This is a genomic window from Actinoplanes sp. NPDC024001 (assembly GCF_040638955.1).
Lineage (GTDB): Bacteria > Actinomycetota > Actinomycetes > Mycobacteriales > Micromonosporaceae > Actinoplanes.
This window is the reverse complement of the sequence record NZ_JBEZZB010000106.1, coordinates 17,835-36,968: the sequence shown is the minus strand read 5'-3', so window position 1 is coordinate 36,968 and position 19,134 is coordinate 17,835. Positions and strand designations below refer to the sequence as shown.

The following is a 19,134-nucleotide window of genomic DNA, read 5'->3' as shown; positions in this document are numbered from 1 at the left end:
CTCACCGAGACGCCGGACCAGGTCGGCGACCCGCCACCGCGGCCGGTGCGCCAGCCGGGCGCCGGCCAGCCGGATCGCCAGCGGCAGCCCGCCGCACCGCCGCACCACCTCGGCCGCCGCCTCCGGCTCGGCCACCACCCGCTCCCCGACGATCCGGGTGAGCAGTGCGATCGACTCGCCGGTGTCCAGCAGCGGCAGCGGCTCCGGCTGCACCCCGTCCAGCCCGGCCAGCCGCCGCCGGCTGGTCACCAGCGCCAGACTTCCCGCCGACGTCGGCAAGAGATCCGCCACCTGCGCGCTGGACGCCGCGTTGTCCAGGACCACCAGCACCCGGCGGCCGGACAGCTCGGTGCGCCAGAGCGCCACCCGGCCCACCAGATCGGCGGGGATCGTCTCGGCACTCAGCCCGAGCTGCCGCAGCAGCACCAGCAGCGCCGCGCCCGGCTCGACCGGCTCCTCCGCACTGTGTCCCTGCAGGTCGACGAAGAGATGCGCGTCCGGATAGCGATCGCCGACCAGCGCCGCCAGGTGCAGCGCCAGCGTGGTCTTGCCGCTGCCGGCCATCCCGTCGATCACCAGCACCCCGGACATCTCGCCGAGCAGGCGCTCCACCAGATCGTCGCGGCCGGTGAAGTCCCGCACCGTCCGGGGCAGGCAGCGGATCCGCGCGGCGGTGCGCTCGGGCGCCGGGACCGCGCCGTTGAGGATCTCCCGGTGCACGGCCTGCAGCTCCGGGCCGGGTTCGATGCCGAGTTCGTCGCTGAGCACCTGCCGGGCGTTGCGGAACTCGGCCAGCGCGTCCGCCTGCCGGCCGGCCCGGTACAGCGCGATCATCAGCTGCCCGCGCAGCCGTTCCCGCAGCGGGAAACGCCGGACCAGCTCGCCGAGCTCGCTGAGGATCTCCCGCGCCCGGCCGGCGCCGAGTTCGAGCTCGATCCAGTCCTCGACGGCCAGGGCCCGCCGTTCGTCCAGCGCGGCGGCCGCCTGCCGCACGCCGGGCGCGTCGATCTCGGCGCAGGCCGGGCCGCGCCAAAGATCAAGAGCTTTCCGGTACGTGTACCGCGCACTCCCCGCGTCCCCGGCGGTCCGGGCCTCCGCCACGAGCTGGGCGAACGCCACCACGTCCGACTCGTCGGGGCCGGCGACGATCCCGTACCCCGCCGGGTCGGTCCGGATGGCGTCCGGTGGCAGCGCCCGCCGCAGCCGGGAGATGCAGGTCTGCACCTGGCCGCGGGCGGTGGCCGGCGGGTCGGCGCCCCACACCGCCTCGGTGATCTCGCTGAGCCCGACGATCCGGCCCGGGTGCAGCAGCAGCATCGCCAGCACGACCCGGTCCCGGCCGGCGGTGATCGCGACCGGTTCGCCGTCCACCGTCACCGACAGCGGGCCCAGGAGCCGGTAGCGCAGCTCAGCCACGGCGGCGCTCCAGTGCGAACCGCTCCGGCACGCCCAGCTGCTCGAACAGGTCGAGCGCCTCGGCCCGCAGCCGCTGCGCCCGCTCCGGGTCCTCGTCCTCGACGCAGTCGGCGATCCCGGCCAGCGCGCGGCCGACCGAGTACGGCTGCTGAGCCGTGTGGGCGATCCGCAGCGACCGCTCGAACTGGGCCAGGGCACCCGGCACGTCGCCGGAGCGCCGCAGCGTGATCCCGTAGTCGTGGACGAACTCGGCCGCGTACCGGGCTTCCCCGGCCCACTCCACGATCTCGACGGCTCGCCGGTGCTCGGCCAGCGCCGCCTCGCAGTCGCCCAGTTCGGCCAGCAGGACCCCCAGGTCGGTACGGGCCTCCGCCTCCAGCAGGACCAGCCCCTCCCGTATGAACATCGCGAGGGCGACCTCCACGTACCGTTTGGCGACCTGCGGCGTGATCAGGCCGAGCCGCCGTTTGCTGCGCTGGATCTGCAGCAGGCAGCCGGCCTTCTGGTGGATCTCCCGACCGCCGGCCGCCTCGATCAGCCGGAGCCGGTCGATGCGCAGCGCCTCCCGGTATCGGCCGAGTTTCTGGTAGGCGACCGAGAGCTGAGTGAGCGAGGCGAGGGGCGCCGTCGCCGAGTTGGCCCGCAGGCTTCGCCGCGCCATCTCGATGCCCTCGGTGAACTGGCTGGTCGCGACGAGGATCGAGGCGAGGTTGCCGAGCGCCCAGGCGACCATCGTCGCGTCGCCCTGCCGCTCCCGGATCCGGATGTAGATCTCGAGATATTCGCGCGCCTTGCGGTAGTCCCCGTTGCGGTAGTGGAAGGAGGCGACGCCGTTGGCCGACAGCGCCACACCGTCGTCGTCGCCCTGCTCCCGGGCCACCGCGAAGCCCCGTTCGTGCAGCACGATGACGTCCTGGTGGTAACCCCGGTAGAACAGCAGGTACCAGGCCGCCCGAGGAATCCACCAGGCGTACGCGGGATGGCCCGAACGCACCGCCGCTTCCAGGAAGGAGCCGAGATCGGGCCGGTACCGCTCCAGCCGGGCGGCCGGGTCGGCGATCGCCGCGACCAGCTCGGGCCGGAGCGCCGTCAGGCCCTTCAGGTCGTACTGCAGCCTCGGCGCGTAGGAGCGTGTGACGGACGCCGCCAGCGCGAAGGTCTCCAGGTTGAGCACGGACAGCAGGGCTCGGCTGCGCTCCTGCGCGGACAGCCCGTCGGCCAGCGCGGCGGCGAACTCCCGCAGCAGGTCGTGCATGCGGTAGACGCCGGGCTCCGGCTCCTCCAGCAGGTGCACGTCCACCAGCTCGTCGAGCAGTTCCCCGGCCTGGTCCAGGTCGAGGTCGTCGAGGGCGGCGGCCGCCGGAGCGTCGACGGTGGCGCCCGGGTAGAGGCCGAGCTTGCCGAACAACCGCTGCGCCTCGGCACCGAGCTGACCGTAGGAGAGCGCGAACGCGTTCCCGACGGTGCGGTCCTCGACCGCCAGCTCGGGCAGCACCGCCTCACCCAGCCGCCGGACCAGATCCGCGACCCGCCACCGCGGCCGGTGCGCCAACCGGGCGCCGGCCAGCCGGATCGCCAGCGGCAGACCACCGCACCGCCGCACCACCTCGGCCGCCGCCTCCGGCTCAGCCACGACCCGCTCCCCGACGATCCTGGTCAACAGCGCGATCGACTCGTCGGTGTCCAGCAGCGGCAGCGGCTCCGGCTGCACCCCGTCCAGCCCGGCCAGCCGCCGCCGGCTGGTCACCAGCGCCAGGCTCCCCGCCGAAGTCGGCAACAGGTCCGCCACCTGCGCGCTGGACGCCGCGTTGTCCAACACCACCAGGGCCCGCCGCCGGGCCAGCTCGGTCCGCCACAGCGCCACCCGGCCCACCAGATCGGCGGGGATCGTCTCGGCGCTCAGCCCGAGCTGCCGCAACAGCACCAGCAGCGCCGCGCCCGGCTCGACCGGCTCCTCCGCACTGTGCCCCTGCAGATCCACGAACAGGTGCGCGTCCGGATAGCGATCACCGACCAGCGCCGCCAGGTGCAGCGCCAGCGTGGTCTTGCCACTGCCGGCCATCCCGTCGATCACCAGCACCCCGGACATCTCGCCGAGCAGGCGCTCCACCAGCCACTCGCGACCGGTGAAGTCCCGCACCGTCCGCGGTAGACAGCGGACCTGCTCGACGGCCCGGCCCTCCGGCCGGCGCGGCTCCGGCACGCGTCCACTCAGGATCTCCTGGTGCAGATCCTGCAGCTCCTTGCCGGGCTCGATGCCGAGTTCCTCGACGAGCGTCTCGCGGGTGCGGCGGAACTCGGCGAGCGCGTCCGCCTGCCGCCCGGCCCGGCAGAGCGCGAGCATGAACTGCCCGCGCAGCCGTTCCCGCAGCGGGTACTGCTCGACCAGGGAGGCGAGCTCGCCGAGCAGGTCCCGGTCGGTCCCCGCGGCGAGCTCCAGACTCACCCAGTCCTCGATCGCGGCGGCACGCAGCTCCTCCAGCGAGGCGGCGAGACGCCGCACGGCGGGCGCGTCGATCTCGGCGCAGGCCCGGCCGCGCCAAAGATCAAGACCTTGCCGGTACGCGCGCCGCGCCTCCTCCGGGTCCCCCGCGGCCCGCGCCTCGTCCACCAGCCCGGCGAAGACCTGCGCGTCCAGCTCACCCCGCTCGACCTGGATGCCGTAACCGGCGCGGTCGGTGAGGATGGCGTCCGGCAGCGCACGCCGCAGCCGGGAGACGCAGGTCTGCAACTGCCCGCGGACGGTGGCCGGCGGCTCGGCGCCCCAGACCGCCTCGGCGAGCTCGCCCCAGCCGACGATCCGTCCCGGGTGCAGCAGCAGCATGGCGAGCACGATCCGATCACGACCCGCCGTGATTGCCACCGTCTGTTCGTCGCCGGTGACGGAGAGTGGCCCCAGGATGCGGTAGCGCAAGGTAGTCACCCGTTCCGTGTGCCGTATCGGCGAGCCTAGCCGAGATCGGCGACAGCGGATCGACAGAGGATCGAGAGCGGCATGCCGCACCCTAGTCAGAGCACCGCTTCGCCGCCCTTTGCTTCCCTGGCGCCCCCCAGGAGCGACGAAGCGGTCAATCATGAGAACGGGGGCGTACGGCCCGCTCGTGGGACTCTCCACGGGCGGGCTGTTCGTATCTTGCTGATCACTCACGGTTGGACGGGAGCGGCAACGGAACGTACCGTCGGCGGAGTTTGATTCACCCCCCGACGAAGAGGATCCCTGATGCGACGCGCCATCCTGGCCGTGCTCGCCGGCGGCCTACTGCTGACCGGCGCCGCCTGTGACAGCGATGCGGACACCAGCGAGATCGCGGCCCCGGCTGCCACCACCGCCCCGGCGGCGCCGGCCAGCACGGCACCGGCCCCGGACTACTCGGCGGACACCGAGAAGGTCTGCGGTCGCCTCGACAAGATCTTCAGCGCCGCGCTGGCCGGTGAGTTCGGCGCCGCGATGGGCAAGATGATCGCCCAGAAGGAGGCGAAGCAGGCCGAGGAGGCGGCCAAGGCGGAGAAGGCCGCGGCCGCCGAGCTGAAGTCGGTGGGCGCCCAGATCCGCGAGGAGACCGTCGCCGCGCAGGATCCCGAGCTGAAGGCGGCCGGCGAGACGTCGGCCGCGAAGATCGAGAAGAGCGCGCAGAACCGCGACTACATCGAGAAGGTCAAGACCTCCAAGGACCTCGACCGCACCCTCAAGACCCAGGTTCAGGAGTGGCTGAGCCCGGTCACCGGCTACTGCGCCTGATCCGGGCCGGCGGCGGCCGCCGCTGCGGTCAGCGGCGGCCGATCCCCAGAACCGGCTTGGTCACCTCGGCGAAGAAGTCGTTGCCCTTGTCGTCGACGACGATGAAGGCCGGGAAGTCCTCGACCTCGATCTTCCACACCGCCTCCATGCCGAGTTCCGGGAACTCGAGCACCTCGACGTGCCGGATGCAGTCCTGCGCCAGCCGGGCCGCCGGGCCACCGATCGAGCCCAGGTAGAAGCCGCCGTAGGTGTTGCAGGCGTCGGTCACCTGCTTGGACCGGTTGCCCTTGGCGAGCATCACCATCGAGCCGCCGGCCGCCTGGAACTTCTCCACGTACGAGTCCATCCGCCCGGCCGTGGTCGGGCCGAACGAACCGGACGCGTACCCCTCCGGGGTCTTGGCCGGGCCGGCGTAGTAGACCGCGTGGTCGCGCATGTACTGCGGCATCGGCTCGCCGGCGTCCAGCCGCTCCGCGATCTTCGCGTGCGCGATGTCGCGGGCGACGACCAGCGGGCCGGTCAGCGACAGCCGGGTCTTCACCGGGTACTTGCTCAGCTCCGCGCGGATGTCGGTCATCGGCCGGTTCAGATCGATCTGCACCACCGGCTCTTCGCCGAGGTCGACGTCCGGCAGGTAGCGGGCCGGGTCGGTCTCGAGCCGCTCCAGCCACACGCCGGACGGGGTGATCTTGGCGACCGCCTGGCGGTCCGCCGAGCAGGAGACCGCGATGGCGACCGGGCAGGACGCGCCGTGCCGGGGCAGCCGGACGACCCGCACGTCGTGGCAGAAGTAGCGCCCGCCGAACTGCGCGCCGATGCCGAAGTCCCGGGTCAGCTCCAGGACCGCGGCCTCCAGCTCCAGGTCACGGAAGCCGTGCGCCAGCATCGTGCCCGAGGTCGGCAGGTTGTCCAGGTATTTCGCGCTGGCCAGCTTGGCGGTCTTCAGCGCGTGCTCGGCGCTGGTGCCGCCGACCACCACGGCCAGGTGGTAGGGCGGGCAGGCCGACGTACCGATCAGGCGCAGTTTCTCGTCCAGGAACTGCATCATCCGCTGCGGGTTCAGCAGCGCCTTCGTCTCCTGGTAGAGGTACGACTTGTTGGCCGAGCCACCGCCCTTGGCCATGAACAGGAACTTGTACGCGTCCGGCTGGCCGCCCGGGTCCTCGGCGTAGAGCTCGATCTGCGCCGGCAGGTTGGTCCCGGTGTTCTTCTCGTCCCACATGGTCAGCGGCGCGAGCTGCGAGTAGCGCAGGTTGAGCCGGGTGTAGGCCTGGTAGACGCCGAGCGCGATGGCCGCCTCGTCGGTGCCGTCGGTGAGCACGTGCCGGCCGCGCTTGCCCATCACGATCGCGGTGCCGGTGTCCTGGCACATCGGCAGCACGCCGCCGGCCGCGATGTTCGCGTTGCGCAGCAGGTCGAGCGCGACGAACCGGTCGTTCGGCGACGCCTTCGGGTCGTCGATGATCGAGCGCAGCTGGGCCAGGTGGGCCGGTCGCAGGTAGTGGGCGATGTCGTGCATCGCCTCGGCGGTGAGCAGGGTCAGCGCTTCCGGCTCCACGGTCAGGAACCGTCGGCCGCCCGGGCCCTCGACGACATCCACACCCTCGTCGGTGACCAGGCGGTACTCGGTCATGTCCGCACCGGTCGGGAGGAGCGGCGAGTAGCTGAAATCGGCGCCTCTGCTCATGAGCGGCAAGCCTAGGGCAGCGAGGTAGCAGGACGCGAACCCATCCCCGGCGCTTCGCGCGCCGGGTCACATCAGGTGAACGCCAGGTACGCCATGTCGCGGCCGCGAACGGCGATCATGCCGTCCGGGCCGACGGCGAAGACCTTCGCATCGGTACGCACATCGGCACGGACCGCCCCCGAGGACGGCGCCAGCGCGGTGACCCGGTTTCCCGAGACGACGATCACCGCGTACGGGGTGAGAGCCGCCCCCGCATCGGCCCGTCCGGTCTGCCGCCACACCGCCTTGTCCTTGCTGAACGACCAGCCGCGCACGGTGTCGTCCTTGCGGATCACCGCGTAGGCGTCGTTCACGGCGACCACCTCGGACTCCTTGTCGCCGTACCAGAGGTTGCGCCCGTCGTAGCCGTTGATCAGCACCTCGCGCCCGTACGGGTCGACGCCGAGCACCACGTTGTAGCCGCCCGCCGGGTCCCGCCCCTGCTCGCAGTCCGACCCGTTCTCCGCGGTCCGCAGGTTCAGCCCGTCCCGGCGCCACACCACGTTGCTGCGGGGCGGATCGGTGGCGACCACCCCGTAATAGCAGGTGCCGTCGCGGGGTGTGCCGGTCACCGTCAGCACCCGCCCGCCGACCACCGCGACCCGCTGGTCCCGGCCCGGCCGGACGGTCTGCACGAGCTTGCCGGTGGCGGTGTCGATCACCCGGATCTGCTCGTCGTCGGGGAACCCGAGCAGGCCGGGCAGCTTCGGCGGCCCGGCCACGTCGTCATCCACCTCGTCGCTGGTCAGCCGGCGGGTGTCGGGCAGGTCCGGGTTGGCCGCGTCGAGGACGAACCCGATGCTGCCGGTGTCCACGGTCCAGAGCTGGGCGCCGGACTTCGGGTCCCAGGCGGTCAGCCGGCAGTCGTCGCCGCCGGAGCAGCTCAGGTCGACGATCGCGTCCTGATAGGTCCAGACCGCGCTGGCCGTGGTGTCGGCCCGCCGCTGCGCCCCGGTCCGCGGGTCGAGCACCTGGTAGCCCTTGGTCAGCAGCCGGCCGGTGACCACCACCGCGTCCGAGCCCTGGCCGGCGATCGAGGCCCAGTCCGCGTCCGACGACCAGAGCGGCACCGCGGCGGTCAGCCCGTACGCCTCCACCGACGTCCGGTACTCGACGATCACCGCGTCCCCGGCGATGGCGACGCTCTGCGGGGTGCCGCCGAGTTCCTGCTCCCACCGCGAACCGGGCGCGACCGGCCCGCTCGTGGTGATCCACGACCAGATCTGCGGGAACGGATTCCACACGCCGGTACTCGCCAGGACCGTGACGGTCACGGCGGCGACGAGCGCGAACCCCTTCCCAGCCGAGGCCATGCGGACACCGTAGTGACCTCGATCCACATCTCCCGCGAGCGCGGAAAGTCCGTGTCGGCCCCTTATCGGCGATTTGCCGAGTGCACCAGCGGCACCGTCCGGTACGGAATCAGCTCGGCCAGCGCGATGATCGTGTGCGCCCGGAGGATCCCCTCGTAGCCGACGATCTGGTCGATCACGCGCTGCAGGTCGGCGTTGGCCCGGGCGACGATCCGGCACAGGATGTCCCCGCTGCCGGTGATCGTGTGCGCCTCCAGCACCTCGGGAATCTCCGCCAGGTGCTCGGCGACGGCGTCGTGGCCGTACCGTTGCCTGATCTCCAGGGTGACGAAGCTGGTGACGCCGAACCCGATCGCGGCCGGGACCACCTCGGGGCCGAAGCCCTTGATCGCGCCCCGCGCGATCAGCTTGTCCAGCCGCGCCTGCACGGTGCCGCGGGCCACCGCGAGCCGCCGGGAGAGCTCCAGCACACCGATCCGCGGCTCCTCGGCCAGCAGCGCGATGAGACGCGCGTCGAGATCGTCCAGCTGGACAGTCTGCTCACCCATCGGGCGAAACTACCCCACCGCCTGCACAGTCTGGCCAACTTCGGGCGCGCCTCTTGCCCATCCGCGCGGGCAGCGCGCACCTTAGGAAAGGGACCCGGCCCGCAGGGAACCGTCAGGCTGTCGTGGTAAAGGTTTGCGCATGAGTTCCCTTCCCGCGGGTTGGTACAAAGACCCGGCCGACACCAGCACCCAGCGTTACTGGGATGGTGAGGGCTGGCTGGGCAAGGCCATCCCGGCCGACGCGGTCCCGCCGGACGGACCGCCCGCGGTCGAGGCGGAACCGCAGGTTCCCGCGTCTCCTGCGCCGGCCCCGCAACAGCCCCAGCCCCAGCAGTTCGGCGCGCCGCCGCCGGGTTACCCGGCCCAGCCGACCGCGCCGCCGGCCTACGGTCCGCCGCCGGGCTGGGGACCGCAGCCGGGCTGGGGCCCGCCGCCGCAGCCGGGCGCGCAGACCCCGCCGCCGGGCTGGCAGCAGCCACCGCCGCCGCCCGGCTGGCAGCCGCATCCCGGTCAGCCGGGGCAGCCGATGCACGCGTACATGTACCCGATGCCGCAGGCGATGCCGCACGGTCTGCCGCTCGCCGGCCTGGGCCGGCGGCTGACCGCCCGGCTGATCGACATCGCCGTGGTGATGGCGCTCAACGTCGTGGTCAACGGCTGGTTCATCTACCAGTACTTCCAGGACTTCGCGCCGATCTTCCAGGAGTACATGCGGCAGGTCGCGGCCGGCAACCAGAACGTCACGGTCGAGCCGACCCCGCGCATGCAGACGCTCTCGGTCGCCATCCTGACCGTCGCGACCCTGCTCTGGCTGCTCTACGAGGCGCCGGCGACGGGCACCCGCGGCCAGACCCTCGGCAAGCGGGCGATGGGGATCAAGGTGCTGCCGGTCGAGGGCACCACACCGCTCGGCTTCGGCCGGGCGTTCACCCGCTGGGCCCGGCTCGGCATGTGGACGCTGTTCTGGTGGTGCGGCGTCGGCCTGATCGTGCAGTTCCTGGCCTCCCTCTCGCCCGTGTTCGACCCCCGACTGCGCCAGGCCTGGCACGACAAGGCGGCGGCCACCGTCGTCGTCGCGCTGCCGCCCGGCGCGCACCCGACCGTCGAGGCCGCACCGCGCGGCGATCTAACCGGAGGACCGAAATGACCCGGCTGACCCGCGCCGACCTGGACGCGCTCCCCAACTACGTGCCCGGCCGCAACGTCGCCGACCTCGCCCGTGAGCTGGGCATCGCCGAGGCGGTCAAGCTGGCCAGCAACGAGGTGCCGTACGGCCCGTTGCCCGGCGTGGTGGAGGCGGTGACCGAGGCGGCGGCCTCCGTGCACCGCTACCCCGACATGGGCGTGGTCCGGCTGCGCGACGAGATCGGCGAGCGGTTCGGGGTGAGCCCGGAGCGGGTCGTCACCGGCTGCGGCTCGGTGGCCCTGGCCGAGATCCTGGCGAAGGCGACCTGCCTGCCGGGCGACGAGATCGTCTACTCGTGGCGGTCCTTCGAGGCGTACCCGATCATCGCCGCCGGCGGGGGTGCGACCAGCGTGCGGGTGCCGAACACCGCGGCGCACGGCCACGACCTCACCGCGATGGCCGAGGCGATCACCGACCGCACCCGGATGGTCTTCGTCTGCAACCCGAACAACCCGACCGGCACCAGCGTGCGCAAGGCTGAGATCGACCGGTTCCTCGCCGAGGTGCCCTCCGACGTGCTGGTGGTGCTCGACGAGGCGTACCGGGAGTTCGTCACCGACCCCGACGTGCCGGACGCGCTGGAGACCTACGGTGACCGGCCGAATGTGGTGGTCCTGCGCACCATGAGCAAGGCGTGGGGCCTGGCCGGCCTGCGGATGGGTTACCTGGTCGCCCAGCCCGAGGTGGCGACCGCCGTGCGCAAGGTGGTCACCCCGTTCTCCACCAGCATGGTCGCGCAGGCGGCGGCGCTGGCCGCGCTCGCGCAGGAGGACGAGGTCCGCCGCCGGTGCTCGCTGGTCGTCGCCGAACGGGACCGGCTCACTGAGGCGCTGCGCAAGCTCTCCGTCCCGGTGCCGGACAGCCAGGCCAACTTCGTCTGGCTGCCGCTCGGCGAGCGGACCGCCGAGTTCAGCGCCGCCTGCGAGAACCGCGGCGTCATCGTGCGCGGCTTCCACCCCGAGGGCGTCCGGGTGACCGTCGGCACCCCCGAGGAGAACGACCTGTTCCTCGCCGCCGCCGAGGCTGCCCTCGCCTGATCACCGGGTGGAGTTGCGGCGCCGAGCGCACCGCAACTCCACACCCGGTCAGTGGAGGGCGGCAGCCTCGGCCCGATCATGGTCGGCCCGGCTGATCCGCGCCGGGAAGACGCCCGGCGACAGCACCACCAGCACGCTGGCGATCAGCGCGAACCCCGCCGCCAGCAGCGGCAGCACTCCGAGGTGCCCGGCGCCCACCAGCCGCTCCCCCACGAACGCCCCACCGCCGATCCCGATCTGGAACGCCACCACGTAGACCGCCGACGCCGCGTCCCGGGCCCTCGGCGCCACCCGCAGCACGGCCGCCGCGAGGAAGACCGGAATGGCCGTGAACGCACCACCCCACAGCAGCGTCGCCACCACGGTGGGAACCGTCCCCAGCACCGGCGCCAGCAGCCCCACCGACACCGTCACGGTGACCGTCAACCCGAGAACCAGCGGCCCCGGCCGCCGGTCCACGAACCGGCCCACCACGAAGTTGGCGAGCAGGCCCACGCCGCCGTATCCCAGCAGCAGCGCGCTGAGCGCCGCCCCGTCCAGCCCGGCGTCCCGGCGAACCAGCGGCGCGATGTACGTGTACGCCGCGAAGTGCCCCACCACCAGCACCGTCGTGATCAGGCAGAGCCGCGCCACCGGCCCGTCCCGCAGCACCCGCACCGCGCCCCGCAGCTGCTCCCCGGTGCGTGCGGCCAGGTCCCGTGGCAGCGGCGCCAGCGCGGGCAGCACGGCCAGCAGCAGCCCCACGCAGACCGCCCCGGCGACGGCGAACACGCCGACCGCCGACCGCCACCCGAGGGCCTGGCCGAGGGCCGTACCCAGCGGAACCCCGAGCACGATGGCGAGCGAGTTGCCCAGGAAGACCAGCGCCGTCGCCCGCCCACCCTGCCCGGGCGGCGCCAGCCGCACGATGATCGGCCCGATCACCGACCAGAAGACACCGTGCGCGAGCGCGCAGACCAGCCTGCTCAGTGTCAGCAACTCGAACGTGGGCGCGAGCGCCGCCGCCCCCTGTGACACCGCGAAAATCGCTACCGTGACGGCGATCAGAGTGTGTCGCGGCACCCGCATGGTGAGCGCGGTGAGCGGGATGGTGCTGAGCGCGGCCACCACGGCGTAACTCGTCAGCAGGAGCCCCACCTGCGCCTCGGTCACGCCGAGGTCGGCGGAGATCTGCGGGAGGAGTCCGACGGGGAGGGTTTCGGCGGTGACGTAGCAGAACGTCGAGGCACCGAGTACGACCAGCGCCGGGCGGTTGAGTCTCACCCCCGGAGAATAAGCTCTTATCTAGAGCAAAAACAGGGAGATCTGCTGTGACGACCCGCTCCACCGAACTGCTCCGAGTGGTGCATCACCGCCCCGGCGTGACCCGCGCCGACGCGGCGCGCCTGCTCGGCGTCGGCACCGGTGCGGCCACCGAACTCGTCACCAAGCTGAGCCGGGCCCGGCTGCTGGTCCAGGCCCCGGCGGCGCCGAGCGGCGCCCGCGGCCGCCCCACCACCGTGCTGCTGCCGCACCCCGAGGGCCCGCTCGTGCTCGCCGTCGCCATCAACCACGAGGCCTGGCGGATCGACGTGGTCGAGCTCGGCGGCACCACCGCCACGTCCCGCACCGGACGGCACGCGGCCACCGAGTGGGTCCCGGTCCGCACCGCGATCACCGCCGCCGTCGACGATCTCCTCTCCCGGTACGGACGCCGCCCGCGCGCCATCGGCGTCTCCGGCCCCGGTACGGTCTCCCGCTCGTTCCGTCTCGACGCCTCCGGGCTGAACTGGCACGACGTCGACCTGACCGAGTTGTGGCCCGCCGCCGACGTCTTCGTGGCCGGCAACGACGCCACCCTGGCCGCCACCGCCGAGTCCAGCCGAGGTGCCGCCGCCGGCGCCGCGGTCGCCCTGCACCTGCGGATCGAGGCCGGCCTGGGCGGCGCCGTGGTCGAGAACGGCCGCCCGGTGATCGGCGCACGGGGCGCCGCCGGCGAGTTCGGCCACATGCCGTTCGGCGACCCCGCGATCACCTGCCCCTGCGGCGCCCGCGGCTGCTGGGGCTCGGCCGTCGACGGCACCGCGCTGGCCCGCCTGCTCGGCGACCCGCCACCGCGCGACCCGATCTCCTACGCCCGCCGGATCATCGCCACCGAGGAGCACCTGCCCGCCGTCCGGGTGGTCGGCGAGGCGCTGGGCCGCGGCATCGCGGGCCTGGTCAACGGCCTGGACGCGGACCTGGTCACGCTGGGCGGCCTCGGCGTCGACCTGCTCGCCGCCGTGCCCGAGGCGATCCACGCCGCCTACCGTGACGGCCTCATGCTGATCCACCGCGAGTCCCCGCCGCCGGTCATCCCGGCCACCCTGGGTGACGACGACGGCCCGATCGCCGGCGCCGCCGAGGAGGCCTGGGCCGCCCTGCTGCCCCGGCTGGCCTGACCGCGCCGGTCAGAGCGCAGCGATGATCACGGTGTCCAGCGTCAGGTAGTAGACCGGCGACTCCGGATCGTCCGGTGCGTCCTCCCGCAGCCGCTCCATCGCCAGGAACCGTCCGGTCAACCGGTACCCACCCGGCTTCCACTCGGTGCTCTCGGTGCCGTAGGCGAGCGGGAACGAGTAGTTCTCCGTCCCGGTGCGGGCGTCCACCCCGACCAGCGTGTTGTCCGGGGTCAGCAGCACCACGGTGGACGACGTGCCGCCCAGGATTCGGGCCGCGCCGGCCCGGCTCCACAGCTGCGCGCCGTCCGCGGTGCGCGCGCTCACCGCGGTCTCCGAGGCCGCGACGACCACACCGGCGGCGATCGTCGTGCCGGGCGCGTCCAGGCCGGCCGCCCGCTGTGGTGATCCCTCGCCGATGATCCAGCCCTGTCCGGCGCCGTCGCGGAACCCGGCGCAGCCCGAGCCGCCCGAGTCGCAGCCGACCGGCTCGAACGGCCCGGCCGGCCAGCCCGCGATCCCCGCCCCCGACTCCAGGTCGTAGGCGCCGGTGCCGCAGACATACGCACCGTCGGCCGTGGTGAACCCGTCCGCGCACCCGGGCGGCGTGGCGATCCGCCAGCGCTCGGCACCGGTGCTCAGGTCGTACCCCGCAAGGTTCTCACCCACGGTGACCACGACGGTGCCGGCGGCGATCCGCAGGCCCGGCGGGGTCCACACCGCCGCGGCCCCGGTGCGATGCCCGGCATAGCCGGGCGCGTCCGGGCCGTCCGTCCGCCAAACGATCTTCCCGGTACGGGCGTCGAGCGCCACCAGTTCACCGTCGGACCACCGGGAGATCACCTTGGTGCCGCTCGCCACGATCCCGCTGAGCTGCTGCGGCCAGCGCCGAAACGACCACCGCGCGGTGTAGAGCGTCCGCCCGTCCGCCGGCCCGTCGGCCTTGACCTGGTGTTTCGCGGCGTAGACGCGGACCCGCCCGTCCACGATCAGCGGCGCCAGGTTGGTCCGCCCGGTCACGCCCGGCGGTCGCAGCGAAATCGGCGGGTACGGCGTGGTGGCGCCCGCCAGCACCTCCGCCGGGGCCAGCACCCGCCAGCCGACCAGCGCGGCCGCCGCGAGCAGAACCAGGGCCACCGACGTACGCAAGAGCACCCTGATCACGGGCGGTAAGTATTCCAGGTTATTCGTAGCCCCCGTTGATCAGGCCGAGCCGGACCAGTTCGGTGAGCGGCTCCACCACGTTCGCCGCGCCGAAACCGACGAACAGCGGCCGCGGACCGTCCCGGTGCGCCCGGGCCGGCTCGACCAGCGGCACCGGGTGGGTCGCCGCCAGCGCCTCCGCCACCTCGGCGACCTCGCCACCGCCCGCCGCCATCACCGTGGCGACCAGCACGTTCAGGAACCCGTGGTGGGTGAACCCGGTCTCCGGGTCGGTGTGCCGGGTGGCGTGGCGCAGCCCGGCGGCCAGTTTGAACGGCAGCTGCCGGTCGCGGCACGCGCAGATCACCGCGGCCAGCTCGACCGGCGTGGGGAACAGCTCCGCCGCCAGCCCGCCGACCCGGAATTTCGGGGCGATCGCCAGGCCCGCGGCCCGCGCCTCGGCGACCGAGTCGAGCGCGGCGAGCAGTCCCCAGCTGAGCGGGATCTCCGCGAACAGCCGCAGGCCGCCCTGTGCGGCCCGGCCCTGCGCCTCGGCGAACGAGCGCAGCGCCTCGAGCCCCGGCTGCGGGTCCTCGCCGCGGCGCGCCACCGCCGCCTCGATGTGCTCGATCACCAGGCCGGCGGCGCGCAGCTTCTCCACGGTCACCGGCAGGGCGGCGACCGGCACGTCACCGATCAGGCCGGCGGTGAGCCGCGGCACCGGCTCACCACCCACGGTCGACGCCGGGACCAGCAGCGAACCGAGCAGATCCGCGTACCACGAAGCGGTGTGCTCGTGATATTTGGCGACCGCGTCGGTCAGGCCGATCGGGCTGGGCGGAAGCAGGGACGCGTCATCGACGAGCCCGGCATAGAGCGGAGGCACCATCGTCGACACGAAATCGAACCTAATGGACGGCGCGAGAAACGGACAACCGAGTCCACGATGTCGCTTTCCGCCTCAGCCCTGCCGGTCGCGCTCACCGCCGGCCGAGGACGACCAGCAGTTCCGCGACCGCGGCGACGACCATGCCGATCACCAGCGGGCCCAGGCCGCCGATCCCCGCGTAGAGGAGCAGGAAGGCGGGTGCGACGAAAGTGAGGTAAGCCGCCGTGGCCAGCCGGCGGTCCTTCGCCCGCAGCCGGGCCAGCACCACCCCGGCCGGCTCGGTCAGCCGGCTGCGGAACCACAGCAGCACCGCCCCGAAGACCAGCACCCCGATCAGGCCGGCCCACATCCGCGAGATCCCCGGGCTGATCAGCGTCATGGCGGCGGTCAGCACGGCCGCGACCAGGGTGCCGCCGGCGCCGTACTGGACGGTGTCCCGCACCGCCTCCGCCGAGGTGTCGGAGTAGTCCAGGACCGGTCCCTGTGGGCGGACCACCGGGATCTCGATCTCCTCGGGCTTCTTCCTCGCTTCGCGCTCAGCTTCCGGCCCCTGGTCCGGCCGCTGACCCGGCCGCTGATCGGGCCGCTGATCCGGTCGCTGATCCGGCCGCTGGCCTGGTCGCGGATCCGGCCGCTGGTCTGACCGCTGATCCGGCCGCTGATCCGGCCGCTGATCCGGCTGCTGGTCTGACCAGCGGTCCGGCTGCTGGTCTGGCCGCTGGTCCGGCTCGGCCTCGGGCACTGCCCCGCCCGGTGGGACCCCGAGCGCCGCCTCCTCGGCCAGGCCCTCCAGCGCCCGGGCCCACCGCCGGCGCTCGAACCGGACGATGCCCATCTCCCGGCTCGCGTCACCGATCGCCGGGTCAAGTTCGAGAGCTTCGCCGTAGGCCCGCTGCGCCAGATCGAACAGCCGCAGCCGCGCCGCCACCACGGCCAGGACCAGGTGCGCCTCGGCCTCCGTCGGCGCGACCCGCACACCGTTCCACGCGGCGTTCAGCGCCTCCTGGCCGTTGCGCGACTCACTCAGCAGGGCGGCGCCGGTCCGTTGTGCGTACGCGTCGTCCGGCCAGCTCCGCAGGATCTCCGAGGCGACCCGGGCCGCGTCCGCGTACCGGCGGCTGTCAGTCAGCGCCATGGCCCGCACCACCAGGGCCGCCAGCGCCGGCGGCTGCACCGCGGCCGCCCGGTCGGCGGCGACGAGCGCCTCGGCCGGTTGCTCCGCGGCCAGGTGGATCCGGGCCAGGGTCGCGAGCAGTGTGGTCTCCTGCGGCGACGAACTCAGTCCGGAAGCGATCTCGTCGGCGGCCTCGTCGTAACGGCCGAGGTCGGCGAGCAGCAACGCGCGCTGCCGATGCTCCTCCGGCGTGGTGTCGGGCTCCATGGGGGTGGGCACGCTGCCGAGCGTAGGCGCTCTACCTGGAGATGGCCCGAGTCGGGGTGACCCGGCACACCACCCGCACCGTGTCGGGCCCGTCCGAGGTCCACGGCTCGTTCGCGTACTTGAAGCTGAGCTCGTTGATCAGATCCCCGTCGTCGTCGCTGAGCGCAACGACCCCCTCCACGGTGCAGTAGGAGTAGGGCTGCGCCGGGTCGAAGGCGCAGATCGACACCCGCGGCTCCCGCTCCATGTTCAGCGTCTTGCGCCGCCCCCGCGTGGTGGAGAAGAGCACATCGTCGCCATCCCGCTTGACCCAGATAACCGTGGATTGCGGACTCCCGTCCGCATTGATCGTGGTAAGCACCGCATAGGTCGGGTTGTCGATGAGCTTCCTGGCAACTCCGCACAGCGCGACGATCATGAAAGCGATCATGCCCGATGCGGCCGCCCCCGCCGCCCGTGACGATCAACACCCACACCCAGCCCACCACCCGCCACCAGCCACTACCCGCCCGCCCCCAGCCACCACCAAGCCGCAGCCAGCCACCACCCAGCCGCCGTCCGTAGTCCGGCCACAGCGCAGCCACCAGCCACCGCCGGCCGCAGCCCGGTCGCCCCCGCCAGCCCGGCCGCCAGCCACCACCACCAGCCGGCGCCCAGCCCCAGCCAGCCTCCACCCAGCCGCTGGCCGCAGTCCGGCCGCCACCCAGCCACCGCCAGCCGTAGCCCGGTCACCGCCAGCCGCAGCCCAGCCGCCGACAGCCGCAGCCCTGCCGCCGCGTCCGGCCGCCACCAGCCGCCGCTCGGCCAACCCCTCACCGCAACCGATCAGACCACCATCGACACCGCGACCCCAGCCGGCCCTTCACCGCGACCGGTCAGACCACACCATCGCCACCGCAATCCCGGCCAGCCCCTCACCGCGACCGATCAGACCACCATCGCCATCGCTACCCCAGCCGGCCCTTCACCGCGACCGGTCAGACCACACCATCGCCACCGCAATCCCGGCCAGCCCCTCACCGCGACCGGTCAGACCCAGGCCGTCGGTGGTGGTCCCGGCCACGGTGACCGGTGCGCCAACCGCGTCGGAAAGCGTCTTCTCAGCCTCGTCGCGCCGCTTGCCGATCTTCGGCCGGTTGCCGACCACCTGCACCGAGACGTTGCCAATCTCGAAGCCGGCCTCCCGCACCCGCCGGGCAGTCTCGGTCAGCAGCGTCACACCGGACGCACCAGCCCACTCCGGCCGGCTGGTCCCGAAGTTGCTTCCCAGATCCCCGAGCCCCGCCGCGGAGAGAAGCGCATCGCACGCGGCGTGGGCCGCCACGTCGGCATCCGAGTGCCCGGCCAGTCCAGGTTCGCCGGGCCAGTGCAGGCCCGCCACCCAGCAGGGCCGATCCGGGTCGAAGGCGTGCACGTCGGTACCGATGCCAACTCGCGGAACAATCACGCCCGGCAGCCTACGCCCCGCCCTCGAAATCGATCTTGCCAAGCGCCCCCAACAATTCCCCCGATCGATCAACCAGATCGTGCAGTAATCATTTCCGGACACGCAACAAGATCAGAATTAACTCCATTTCTCGCGTCGCCGCACGAAACAGCAAACCCATTCCAGCCACCTTCCCCGAATGCGCAACCCCGTTTCAGCTCGTCACCTCAGGCCCTCACCCAGACCAGCTCGATCGCCGCTGCCATCGCCTGAAATGCCCTCCTCATGAGCACACGCCGATCTTGGTCAGCTGCCCTTAAGTGCCGTTCTCAGCGCGCGCAAGCAGCCCTGGCGGCCAGCCGTTTCGTCCAGCTGCACCCGAGGGCCGCCTCGCCCAGCCCGAGCCGACACCAGCGACCAGCCAGTTCATCCAGCTGCGCCGAAGGGGCCCTCGAACAGCCCAAACCGACACCAGCGATCGGCCAGGTCGCCCGGCCGCGCCCGAGTGCCCCCTCGGCCAGCTCGAGCCGACACTGGCGATCAGCCGGCTCATCCGGCTGCGCCCGAGGTCGCTTCGGCCAGCCTGGGACGACACCGGCGACCAGCCGGTTCATCCGGCTGCACCTGAGTGCCCCTCCAGCCAGGCCGAGCCGACACCGACGATCAGCCAGTTCACCCAGCTGCACCCGAGTGCGGCTTCGGCCGGCCCAAGCCGATACCGGCGACCAGCCGGTTCATCCGGCTGCACCTGAGTGCCCCTCCAGCCAGGCCGAGCCGACACCGACGAACAGCCAGTTCACCCAGCTGCACCCGGGTGCGGCTTCGGCCGGCCCAAGCCGATACCGGCGACCAGCCGGTTCATCCGGCTGCACCTGAGTGCCCCTCCAGCCAGGCCGAGCCGACACCGACGAAC

At 72.8% G+C, this 19,134-nt stretch carries 16 protein-coding genes; 4 read left to right on the top strand and 12 right to left on the bottom strand.

The window, feature by feature from the left end; genetic code table 11:
* Together AB0F81_RS33155 and AB0F81_RS33150 are read right to left on the bottom strand one after the other, a co-directional pair.
* The coding region (locus AB0F81_RS33155; protein ID WP_360203620.1) for a BTAD domain-containing putative transcriptional regulator at positions 1 to 1,416 on the bottom strand (1,416 nt) is incomplete at its 3' end.
* Positions 1,409 to 4,339, bottom strand: coding sequence for a BTAD domain-containing putative transcriptional regulator (locus AB0F81_RS33150; RefSeq protein ID WP_360203619.1), 2,931 nt, complete (start codon positions 4,337 to 4,339; stop codon positions 1,409 to 1,411). The genes AB0F81_RS33155 and AB0F81_RS33150, both read right to left, overlap by 8 nt.
* 297 nt (positions 4,340 to 4,636) lie before the next feature.
* On the opposite strand from AB0F81_RS33150, the gene AB0F81_RS33145 reads away from it, so the two are divergent.
* Positions 4,637 to 5,155, top strand: coding sequence for a hypothetical protein (locus AB0F81_RS33145; protein WP_360203617.1), 519 nt, complete (start codon positions 4,637 to 4,639; stop codon positions 5,153 to 5,155).
* A 28-nt stretch (positions 5,156 to 5,183) separates the two neighbouring features.
* Here AB0F81_RS33145 and AB0F81_RS33140 read toward each other — a convergent pair whose 3' ends face one another.
* The 3 genes from AB0F81_RS33140 to AB0F81_RS33130 all read right to left on the bottom strand — a co-directional run bounded on the left by AB0F81_RS33140 (position 5,184) and on the right by AB0F81_RS33130 (position 8,742).
* Positions 5,184 to 6,842, bottom strand: coding sequence for a fumarate hydratase (locus AB0F81_RS33140; protein ID WP_360203616.1), 1,659 nt, complete (start codon positions 6,840 to 6,842; stop codon positions 5,184 to 5,186).
* A 71-nt stretch (positions 6,843 to 6,913) separates the two neighbouring features.
* Complete coding sequence (locus AB0F81_RS33135) at positions 6,914 to 8,194, bottom strand: hypothetical protein (protein ID WP_360203615.1); 1,281 nt, start codon at positions 8,192 to 8,194, stop codon at positions 6,914 to 6,916.
* Positions 8,195 to 8,256: 62 nt separating this feature from the next.
* Positions 8,257 to 8,742, bottom strand: coding sequence for an Lrp/AsnC family transcriptional regulator (locus AB0F81_RS33130; RefSeq protein ID WP_360203614.1), 486 nt, complete (start codon positions 8,740 to 8,742; stop codon positions 8,257 to 8,259).
* 139 nt (positions 8,743 to 8,881) lie between these two features.
* On the opposite strand from AB0F81_RS33130, the gene AB0F81_RS33125 reads away from it, so the two are divergent.
* Together AB0F81_RS33125 and hisC are read left to right on the top strand one after the other, a co-directional pair.
* Positions 8,882 to 9,889 carry an RDD family protein gene (locus tag AB0F81_RS33125; RefSeq protein ID WP_360203612.1) on the top strand — a complete coding sequence of 336 codons (1,008 nt, stop codon included), beginning with the start codon at positions 8,882 to 8,884 and terminating at the stop codon, positions 9,887 to 9,889.
* Positions 9,886 to 10,965 carry a histidinol-phosphate transaminase gene (gene hisC, locus AB0F81_RS33120; RefSeq protein WP_360203611.1) on the top strand — a complete coding sequence of 360 codons (1,080 nt, stop codon included), beginning with the start codon at positions 9,886 to 9,888 and terminating at the stop codon, positions 10,963 to 10,965. The genes AB0F81_RS33125 and hisC overlap by 4 nt, the downstream gene beginning before the upstream one ends.
* A 48-nt stretch (positions 10,966 to 11,013) precedes the next feature.
* Here hisC and AB0F81_RS33115 read toward each other — a convergent pair whose 3' ends face one another.
* The gene (locus AB0F81_RS33115) at positions 11,014 to 12,228 is read right to left on the bottom strand and encodes an MFS transporter (protein ID WP_360203609.1); all 1,215 of its coding nucleotides are present in this window, start codon (positions 12,226 to 12,228) and stop codon (positions 11,014 to 11,016) included.
* Between the two features lie 47 nt (positions 12,229 to 12,275).
* On the opposite strand from AB0F81_RS33115, the gene AB0F81_RS33110 reads away from it, so the two are divergent.
* The gene (locus AB0F81_RS33110; RefSeq protein ID WP_360203608.1) at positions 12,276 to 13,385 is read left to right on the top strand and encodes an ROK family protein; all 1,110 of its coding nucleotides are present in this window, start codon (positions 12,276 to 12,278) and stop codon (positions 13,383 to 13,385) included.
* 9 nt (positions 13,386 to 13,394) lie between these two features.
* Here AB0F81_RS33110 and AB0F81_RS33105 read toward each other — a convergent pair whose 3' ends face one another.
* The 6 genes from AB0F81_RS33105 to ispF all read right to left on the bottom strand — a co-directional run bounded on the left by AB0F81_RS33105 (position 13,395) and on the right by ispF (position 18,242).
* The gene (locus AB0F81_RS33105; protein ID WP_360203607.1) at positions 13,395 to 14,546 is read right to left on the bottom strand and encodes a PQQ-binding-like beta-propeller repeat protein; all 1,152 of its coding nucleotides are present in this window, start codon (positions 14,544 to 14,546) and stop codon (positions 13,395 to 13,397) included.
* Between the two features lie 19 nt (positions 14,547 to 14,565).
* Positions 14,566 to 15,423: a hypothetical protein gene (locus tag AB0F81_RS33100; RefSeq protein WP_360203606.1), complete on the bottom strand. Its 858-nt coding sequence runs from the start codon at positions 15,421 to 15,423 to the stop codon at positions 14,566 to 14,568.
* An 82-nt stretch (positions 15,424 to 15,505) separates the two neighbouring features.
* A complete protein-coding gene (locus tag AB0F81_RS33095) occupies positions 15,506 to 16,807 on the bottom strand; it encodes a hypothetical protein (protein ID WP_360203604.1) in 1,302 nt (433 codons plus the stop codon).
* 19 nt (positions 16,808 to 16,826) lie between these two features.
* Entirely contained in the window at positions 16,827 to 17,213 is a 387-nt protein-coding gene (locus AB0F81_RS33090) for a PPOX class F420-dependent oxidoreductase (protein ID WP_360203602.1), read from the bottom strand.
* A gap of 83 nt (positions 17,214 to 17,296) precedes the next feature.
* Positions 17,297 to 17,611 carry a hypothetical protein gene (locus AB0F81_RS33085; protein ID WP_360203600.1) on the bottom strand — a complete coding sequence of 105 codons (315 nt, stop codon included), beginning with the start codon at positions 17,609 to 17,611 and terminating at the stop codon, positions 17,297 to 17,299.
* Between the two features lie 148 nt (positions 17,612 to 17,759).
* Positions 17,760 to 18,242, bottom strand: coding sequence for a 2-C-methyl-D-erythritol 2,4-cyclodiphosphate synthase (gene ispF / locus AB0F81_RS33080; protein WP_360203599.1), 483 nt, complete (start codon positions 18,240 to 18,242; stop codon positions 17,760 to 17,762).
* Positions 18,243 to 19,134 lie beyond the last annotated feature (892 nt).